The following is a 6794-nucleotide window of genomic DNA, read 5'->3' as shown; positions in this document are numbered from 1 at the left end:
CGCGGGCGATCGCGACGCGCGACCGCATCCTGCGCAGTTCGCGGGAGCCGCAGCGTCGCCGGGCGCGCCGAGTCGGGTGGGCGGCAGGACTCACCGCCGTCGCGGCGTCGGCTGCTCTCGCGTTCGGGGTGCTGCTGCCGCAGGGCGCGGCCGTTGCGGGCACACCCACCCCGCTCGCGTTCGACGGATCCGCCTCACTCGCCGAGACCGTGGCGACGGCCGACACCGACCTCGGCGTGTTCCACGAGCCGGAGACGCCTGAGCGCTCCGTGCGCGCCGCATCGTGGTCGTTCTCCGTCGACGTCGACGCCGGGCGGGCCGAGATCGTGCCGCAGCTGTCGACGTTCCAGTGGAGCGACGACCTGTCGGGAGAGGCGATCGCGATCAACGGTGTCGCCTACGACCCGGGCGACGCGGTCGCCAACCAGGAGGCCGAGGTCGTGAGCACGGGTGAGGTGGCGTCGCGCGTCACGTACGCACCCGGCGAGTTCGTGACGCCCGTCGTCGCGGTGCCGGGAGAGACGCCCGCCGACGTGCGGGCGCTGCTGGAGGCGTTCGGGCTTCCGAAGGAGCCGAGTGCGTTCGACGTGGTGACGGCGGTCACCTCCGTCTTCGGGCAGTGGACGCTGACGAACGCGCAGCACGCCGAGCTGCTCGCGCTCATCGAGGACTCGGGCGGTGCGCAGGCGCTGGGCGCGACGACGGATCGGCTCGGTCGTCCGGTCGCGGGCATCCGGGTGATCGCCGCCGACGGTGCCGTCAGCGACGACGTGCTGGTGTCGCTCGACAGCGGGCGCATCGTGGGCGTGGAGCGCACGGTGCTCGTGGACGACGGGATCGTGGCCCCTGGCTCGATCACGGACTACCGCATGTGGGATCTCGACGAGGAGATGATCGAATGAGGCGTACGCGCGCGACGATGGCAACCCTGGTGGGCCTGGTGCTGGTGCTGACCGGGGTGCCTACCGCGGCATCAGCGGCGGCGAACCCGGATGCGGTCGATCCGCAGGCGGCGCAGCTGCTCGAGGAGGTTCCGGGCGGCGAGCTGGTTGCGCCGGGTCACATCGTCTGGCCCGAGCTCGACATGGAGTTCGTGGCGGCTTCCGGCTCGTCCGGGCTGAGCGCCCGGTCCGTGGGCAGCTGCTCCACAGGTCGCATCTGCGCGTACACCGCGTACAACCTCTCCGGCAGCATCCTCAGCTGGGGGAGTTGCGGCAGCATCGCGATCCCCTCGACCTTCGTGACCCGGTCGATCGCCAACGCGCGCACCTCCGGCTACGCCCAGGCCCGCAACGGCAGCACCGTCCTCGCGACGGCGTACGCGAACGGCTCCGCCAACGTCTACGGCTCGGCGAACAACATCCGCTGCTACCTCTGAGCGCTGGTGTCGGGGGAGGAGGGCGTTGAGCGCCCGGTGTCCGGTGCCGGCGGGGGTGCCCCGTGAGCCGTCGCGCGGAGGAGCGTGCCGCCGAGCGCGAGCGCGTGTTCACCGCGATCTACGCCCAGCACTGGGCCGCCGTGCAACGACATGTGGAGTGCACGCTCGACGATGACGCGGAGGTGGCCGAGGTGGTCGCCGACGTGTTCCTCCTCGCCTGGCGCAAGCTGGATCCGGCGTGCCCGCTCGGATTGGTGTGGTTGCTGCGGGCATGCGACAACAAGCTCAAGGATCGCGACCGGAGTGAGCGAGCCCATGCGAGAGCGATCGACGCCGTCCGCACCGGGCACCGGGCGCCGCAGGGCGACCTGCTCGACGCGCTCGCGGTGCGTCGAGCGATCGACACGGTGCTGACGCCGCGAGAGCGTCGGATCGTGATTCTCGCGTACTGGGACCGGTTGGCCGCCGGCGAGATCGCTGAGCTTCTGCGGTGCAGCCAGGGAACCGTCTGGACGACCCTCAGCCGGGCGCGACGGAAGCTGCAGAGCGAGCTCGGCCTGTCGCCGATCGCGAGTGCTCCGCGGGTCGAGGCCCTGTCCATTGCACGAGCCGGCAATACCTTACGGCCGAGTATTTCCGCTCCGGGGGTGTAGACCCACCGGCTTCACTGCCCCTAGCGTGCCGCTGTGACTTCCCCCCCGCTCGGGCCCGCCCGCGAAGGACGGTACTCGTCATGCTGAAGAGGGCGGTGATCCGGGTCGCCGCGGTCGCACTGGGGTTGATGGGTGCCGCGGCCCTGTCGGGATGCGTGCCGTCGCGACCCGTCTTCCTGGAGCCGGTCGCCCTCACGGTCGTCGACGACCGGTTCGCGTGGGCGCAGTGCCTCGATGAGGCGTGGGCCATCGATTACATCTCCACGGCCGTGCGCGAAGAGTGGGGATCAGAGGACGAGGTGGTGCTCTTCTCCGCGACCGCCGACGAGGGGCGGGCCGTCGCTGTGCCCTCCGGTGAGCCGATCCTTCCCGACACCTTCCCTGACTTCTCTGTGACCAGCAGCCGCGAGTACCCGGTGTCGAGTCTGGAAGGACCTGTCACCGTGTACGTCATCCTTTCCGGGCCGGACCACCGCGCGGAGATGTCGTTCAAGAACGTCGCGATCGATTCACTCGTGGAGGGTGCGTACGTGTATCACTCCGGGGAGGTGAGCGACGAGCCCTGCGGCATGGACACCGAGTGAGCGGCGGTGCTCTCGACGCGAAGAAAGGCCGGTCGGACCCCTGCATTGCACGAGGCGGCAATACCTTACAGCCGAGTATTTCCACTCCGGGGATGTAGACCCACCGGCTTGACTGCCCATAGCGTGCCGCTGTGGCCTCCCCGCTCAACCTCCGTCTGCCTCGTTCGTGGCGCTCAACTCGTGCGGTGAGGCCGCTTCACGCGGCTGCGGTTCTGGGGCTCGCCGTCGTCGCGTGTGCCGGATGTTCAGGTGGCGCCGTGCCCTTTGTGGAGGTGTCCGAGGGCGACCTGATCGGCGTGTGGACGGCGACGTCCGGATCGGCGGAGTTCGAGCTGCATGAGGGCGGAGCCGTGAGCGCGGTGGATTGGCCGGCATCGATGTGGTGTGACGCCGCGCCAGACACCGGTCCATCGTTCCCTTCCCTGACCGGCCAATGGTCCGCCGGATACGGCGCCAGCGCTATCGCGTTCAGCCTGAATCCGCCCTGCAACGCGATGCCCGCCCTCTTCGCTTTTGAGAGCGAACAAGGCGCGGTTGAGCTCTGGTACTTCGCACCGGGCGTTGACCGCGAATCAAACCCTGACCCCGAGGTGGTGTTCAGGAGGTCAGGGTGATGTTCGCATCCGCGACTCCGCCGAGGGCCCGGCGCGTCCGTGGCATGACGTCGAGCCCTACCTCGGCCTTTTCGCCGTTTTCGCGCGCGGGGGAGTGCCGAAGCCTCCAGAACCGGCGGAGCGCGATGAAGCGACGACGAAGAGGGCTCATGGCAAACCTCGCCTTACGCCTGTGGACGGCGGTGTCGGTGACGGTCGTGGCCACTCTCGCGCTGGCCTCCTGCTCCTTCCTTCCGGAACCCGCTGGACTGTATCCGCCGCTGTCTTTCAGCGCGCGCAACGGGGAACCGGTCATCGCCTGGTGTGATGGCGACGCGGAGATCGTTCGGGTGCGGATGTACTACGGAGCAGGTTCCGTAGGAGACGGCCAACTCGTCGTCGATGGGCGCGGCACGGAGACGTTCCGTCGTGGCAGCGAGATTCTTCCAGCGGCCTTACCGAAGAGCTGGGATGTCGAGATCAACGAGTACACCGGCGGCCAGCTCGCGGAAGTCACCATCACCATCGTGTACAGGACGACCGACGACGAGGGGCGGACCTCGACAGGCAACTTCATCGCAGAGTTCGATCTCGATGAGGCGACGCTCGAATCATGGCCCGACGGGTCGTGGATCGGAGCGGACGGGACCGTTTCGGAGGATCCGTGCGGCATGGCGAGTGCTCGCGAATGAAGACTTCGGGAGCATGGGGGGAGGCAAGGACGAAGGGGGTGATGACCACGTTGGGCACCAGCTACTCGGTGCGATGGCGCGCATGCGCCGTTGCGGTCGGGACGTCGAACACGATCGTGGGAGCGGTCTTGGGGTTGATGTACGGCCTGTACTCGTTCCCCTTCACCGGGGGTTCCATCCATGCTGATGGGAACGCGGGACACGTTCTGAGCTCGATCATCGTGAGCGCGATTTTCGGACTCATCTTTCCGACAGCGTTGAGCCTGCTCGCGATGATTCCGCGACGTGCTCGCTCCCACCTGTGGCCGGTATCGGTCGCCGTGGGACCAACGGCCTTTTCCCTCCTCAGCTTCGTGTTCGTCTGGTCCTTCCCGGTCGTCCTTGCCTTCGTCGCTGTGGCATCGATAGCCGGAAGTGCGCTCAGCATCGTGGCGGTCACGCTTGTGCATGGTGTGCAGAGAAAAGATGGAGACCGTTGATGTCGGAATGCGCGGATTCTGAGTGCGGCGCGGGGAACCGTGGGAGGTTCGAGCCGGTGATCGGGGAGGACGGTGCAGAGTGAAGGACGAGAGTGGCGTCCAGCGTCTTCGGTACCCGATCGCGGTGGTGCTCGTCTGTGCCGGTCTAGCGCTCTTTCTGGGGTTCCTCTACCGGCTCGTCTTTCTCGCGCCATTGCTTCGTGAGCGAGGAGGGGCTGAAGCAGGAGAGGATGCGCTCAGATCGAGCGTCGCGTTCTTCGTGGTGCTTCTCATCGCAGCTCTACCGGCAGTCATTGCGCGCAGGACGAGTGCGCGATGGTGGGGAAGAGTTCTCGCCGCCGTGATCTCGGGGTTCCTGGTGGCTCTGTGCACCTGGTTCTTGCTCGCGCAGGCCAACGGTTTCCCGATAGCTGCGGGAGTGATCGCCTCGCTCGGGTTCTTCGTGCTCTTGGTCGCTGACCGCAAGATCGTGTTCAGGAGGTCAGGCTTGATGTCCGCCAGCGCCGCCCATCAGTCGGTTCTGCGGGGAGAGGAGGAATGAGCATGAGACGTGCCATGCCGTTTCTGCTCGCCATTGCAGGGACGACCGCGGTCCAGATGGCGTCGATCTTCGTGACGTGGCTGGGGTGGTTCGGCGGCGGGCCGTTGCTGTCCTCTCCGGAGGACATCCTGAACCGCATCGGTTTCGGACTGGCGGTGATCATCGTGCTGTCTTCTGCAACCTGCATTCCGATGGTCTTCATCGCTCGCTCGCGAAGTGGGGCGAGAACGGCCGTGACTGTTTCCGCGATCTTCACCGTGATCCAGGCCCTTCTGTATTCACTTCTGTTGTTCTGGCGGCCGCTCCCGCCCTATCCGGGTATGACGCTGCTTCTCCTCGCCGGCCTCTTCGCGGTGGACTTCCTCGTCATCGTCCTGGCCCGAGACGTCGCGAAGGAGTCGCCGTGACGGCGGAGCGAGGGCACGACGCGCAGGGTCTCGCGCTGAGTTGCACGCTTTTCGGTTTCGCGACTCCGGGAGCGGTGTCGATGGATGTCGTGTCTCGCCTCGATCTCGGGTGGCGCCCGCGGGGACGCGATGGCGTCATGAGCTTCAGCGCGGACGTTCCGACCAGCGGTGCGCACGCTGATGTCGGGATTGCGCTCGACGCCGTCTCCTCCAGCGGCGAGCCGATCCTGGGCGCGCTCGCCCGCGAACCGTCCGTTCAGGTCGACGTCGCGCTGTGGTTCGGCGCGGCGGGTGAGCCATCCACGGCGGTGTTCTCGGGGGACTGGCTGGCGCGATGCGGCCGCTCGTTCGAACTCTGGGCCGAGGTCGAGCACGCCGAGAGCGACCCGCGACGAGAGGGCGATCCGCCGCCGGATCGCGTGACCGTGAGCTGGTCAGCGGGCGACGATGGCGCGACCGTCGACATCGAGGGGATGGACACCATCGAACGTCAGCGCCGCCTGGAGGCCGCGCTCCACGAGGCGATGCGGCGCGGCGCCCGCCGTGTGCGAATCGGGTTGCATGCCCGGACGGGCATCGCGGGCATCGTGATACCCGACAGCATCGTCCAGGCTTTCCGCGACCACCGCACAGACCTGGAGATCAGCGGAGAGCGGTCATGACCGACGGCCCCGGCGGGAGCATGACGGAGGCATCGACGAAGGGCGGCGTCATGGCGAAGCACTGGGTGGCGACGGCGGCGGGGTCTCCGGAGTCGTGGGAGTTCGAGGAGTACGAGACCGCGGCGCCGCGCGAGGGCGAGGTCACGATCCGCGTCCGCGCGGCCGGGGTGAAGCGGGAACCACTCATGCTGAAGCGATTCCTCTGTCGGCCCCTGGCGGTAGGGGCCGTGGTGCTCGCGAGTTCGCTTGTCCTCTCGGCCTGCGCGTTTCTTCCCGGGGTGCCGGAGGACCAACCACTCTCGCTTGCGGTGCGCGGCGGAACTCCGATCTTGAGCTGGTGTGCGCCCAGCGCCGAGATCGTCCGCGTGCGTGTGTACTACGGGACGGTGTCAGCCGACGACGCGGAGCTGGTGATCGATGCGAGGGGGCGCCTCCCTGTTGCTCCTGGGGCGGAAGTAACACCTGACGGGCTCCCCGAGGAGTGGGTCGTGGAGCGTCACGAGTACGCCGGGGCGGAGCTTTCGGAGATCGGCGTGACGGTGGACTACGAGGCGCGGGACGCCGAGGGGGAGCTGGTCGAAGGGAGCTTCGGTGCAGACTTCGAGAGCGAGGACGCGTCCGATCTCGAATCTTGGCCGGAGAACGGGTGGATCTGGGCGAACGGGACCGTGTCGACCGATCCGTGCGGCATGCCGAGTTCTCACGAGTAGACCGTGAATCGGAATGCGTCGTCTCAGCGCCTGACCGTCCCGGCGGGAGCATGATGGAGGCATCGACGAAGGGCGGCGTCATGGCGAAGCACTGG

At 67.7% G+C, this 6794-nt stretch carries 11 protein-coding genes; 10 read left to right on the top strand and 1 reads right to left on the bottom strand.

Annotation, left to right across the window (positions count from 1 at the left end; all coding sequences use genetic code 11):
• The 6 genes from DW309_RS01140 to DW309_RS01115 form a co-directional block, all read left to right on the top strand.
• Positions 1-902, top strand: a 902-nt coding sequence (locus tag DW309_RS01140; protein WP_342590358.1) for a hypothetical protein, incomplete at its 5' end; no start/stop codon positions are given.
• Positions 903-919: 17 nt separating this feature from the next.
• Positions 920-1378, top strand: a complete 459-nt coding sequence (locus DW309_RS01135; protein ID WP_136044295.1) for a hypothetical protein — start codon at positions 920-922, stop codon at positions 1376-1378.
• A gap of 62 nt (positions 1379-1440) precedes the next feature.
• Positions 1441-2031, top strand: coding sequence for an RNA polymerase sigma factor (locus DW309_RS01130; protein ID WP_136044294.1), 591 nt, complete (start codon positions 1441-1443; stop codon positions 2029-2031).
• Positions 2032-2111: 80 nt separating this feature from the next.
• Entirely contained in the window at positions 2112-2615 is a 504-nt protein-coding gene (locus DW309_RS01125; RefSeq protein WP_136044293.1) for a hypothetical protein, read from the top strand.
• A gap of 257 nt (positions 2616-2872) precedes the next feature.
• Positions 2873-3229 carry a hypothetical protein gene (locus DW309_RS01120; RefSeq protein WP_136044292.1) on the top strand — a complete coding sequence of 119 codons (357 nt, stop codon included), beginning with the start codon at positions 2873-2875 and terminating at the stop codon, positions 3227-3229.
• A gap of 149 nt (positions 3230-3378) precedes the next feature.
• Positions 3379-3900 (top strand): hypothetical protein, encoded by a 522-nt coding sequence (locus tag DW309_RS01115; RefSeq protein WP_136044291.1) that lies wholly within the window; start codon positions 3379-3381, stop codon positions 3898-3900.
• Between the two features lie 61 nt (positions 3901-3961).
• Here the strand turns inward: DW309_RS01115 and DW309_RS01110 are convergent, their stop codons facing one another.
• On the bottom strand, positions 3962-4339 hold the full coding sequence (locus DW309_RS01110) for a hypothetical protein (RefSeq protein ID WP_136044290.1): 378 nt from the start codon (positions 4337-4339) through the stop codon (positions 3962-3964).
• A gap of 119 nt (positions 4340-4458) precedes the next feature.
• Between DW309_RS01110 and DW309_RS01105 the strand changes: the two genes are divergently transcribed.
• The 4 genes from DW309_RS01105 (at position 4459) to DW309_RS01085 (ending at position 6699) form a co-directional block, all read left to right on the top strand.
• A complete protein-coding gene (locus DW309_RS01105) occupies positions 4459-4920 on the top strand; it encodes a hypothetical protein (protein ID WP_136044289.1) in 462 nt (153 codons plus the stop codon).
• Between the two features lie 14 nt (positions 4921-4934).
• Complete coding sequence (locus tag DW309_RS01100) at positions 4935-5327, top strand: hypothetical protein (RefSeq protein ID WP_136044288.1); 393 nt, start codon at positions 4935-4937, stop codon at positions 5325-5327.
• A gap of 137 nt (positions 5328-5464) precedes the next feature.
• Positions 5465-5989, top strand: a complete 525-nt coding sequence (locus tag DW309_RS01095; RefSeq protein WP_168387124.1) for a hypothetical protein — start codon at positions 5465-5467, stop codon at positions 5987-5989.
• Positions 5986-6699: a hypothetical protein gene (locus DW309_RS01085; RefSeq protein ID WP_168387123.1), complete on the top strand. Its 714-nt coding sequence runs from the start codon at positions 5986-5988 to the stop codon at positions 6697-6699. The genes DW309_RS01095 and DW309_RS01085 overlap by 4 nt, the downstream gene beginning before the upstream one ends.
• The last annotated feature ends 95 nt before the right edge of the window (positions 6700-6794 follow it).

The sequence above is a fragment of the Microbacterium sp. K41 genome, from assembly GCF_004794395.1.
In the GTDB taxonomy this organism is placed as follows: domain Bacteria; phylum Actinomycetota; class Actinomycetes; order Actinomycetales; family Microbacteriaceae; genus Microbacterium; species Microbacterium sufflavum.
The sequence above is the reverse complement of the archived record's forward strand: the minus strand, read 5'-3'. Positions and strand labels throughout refer to the sequence as shown.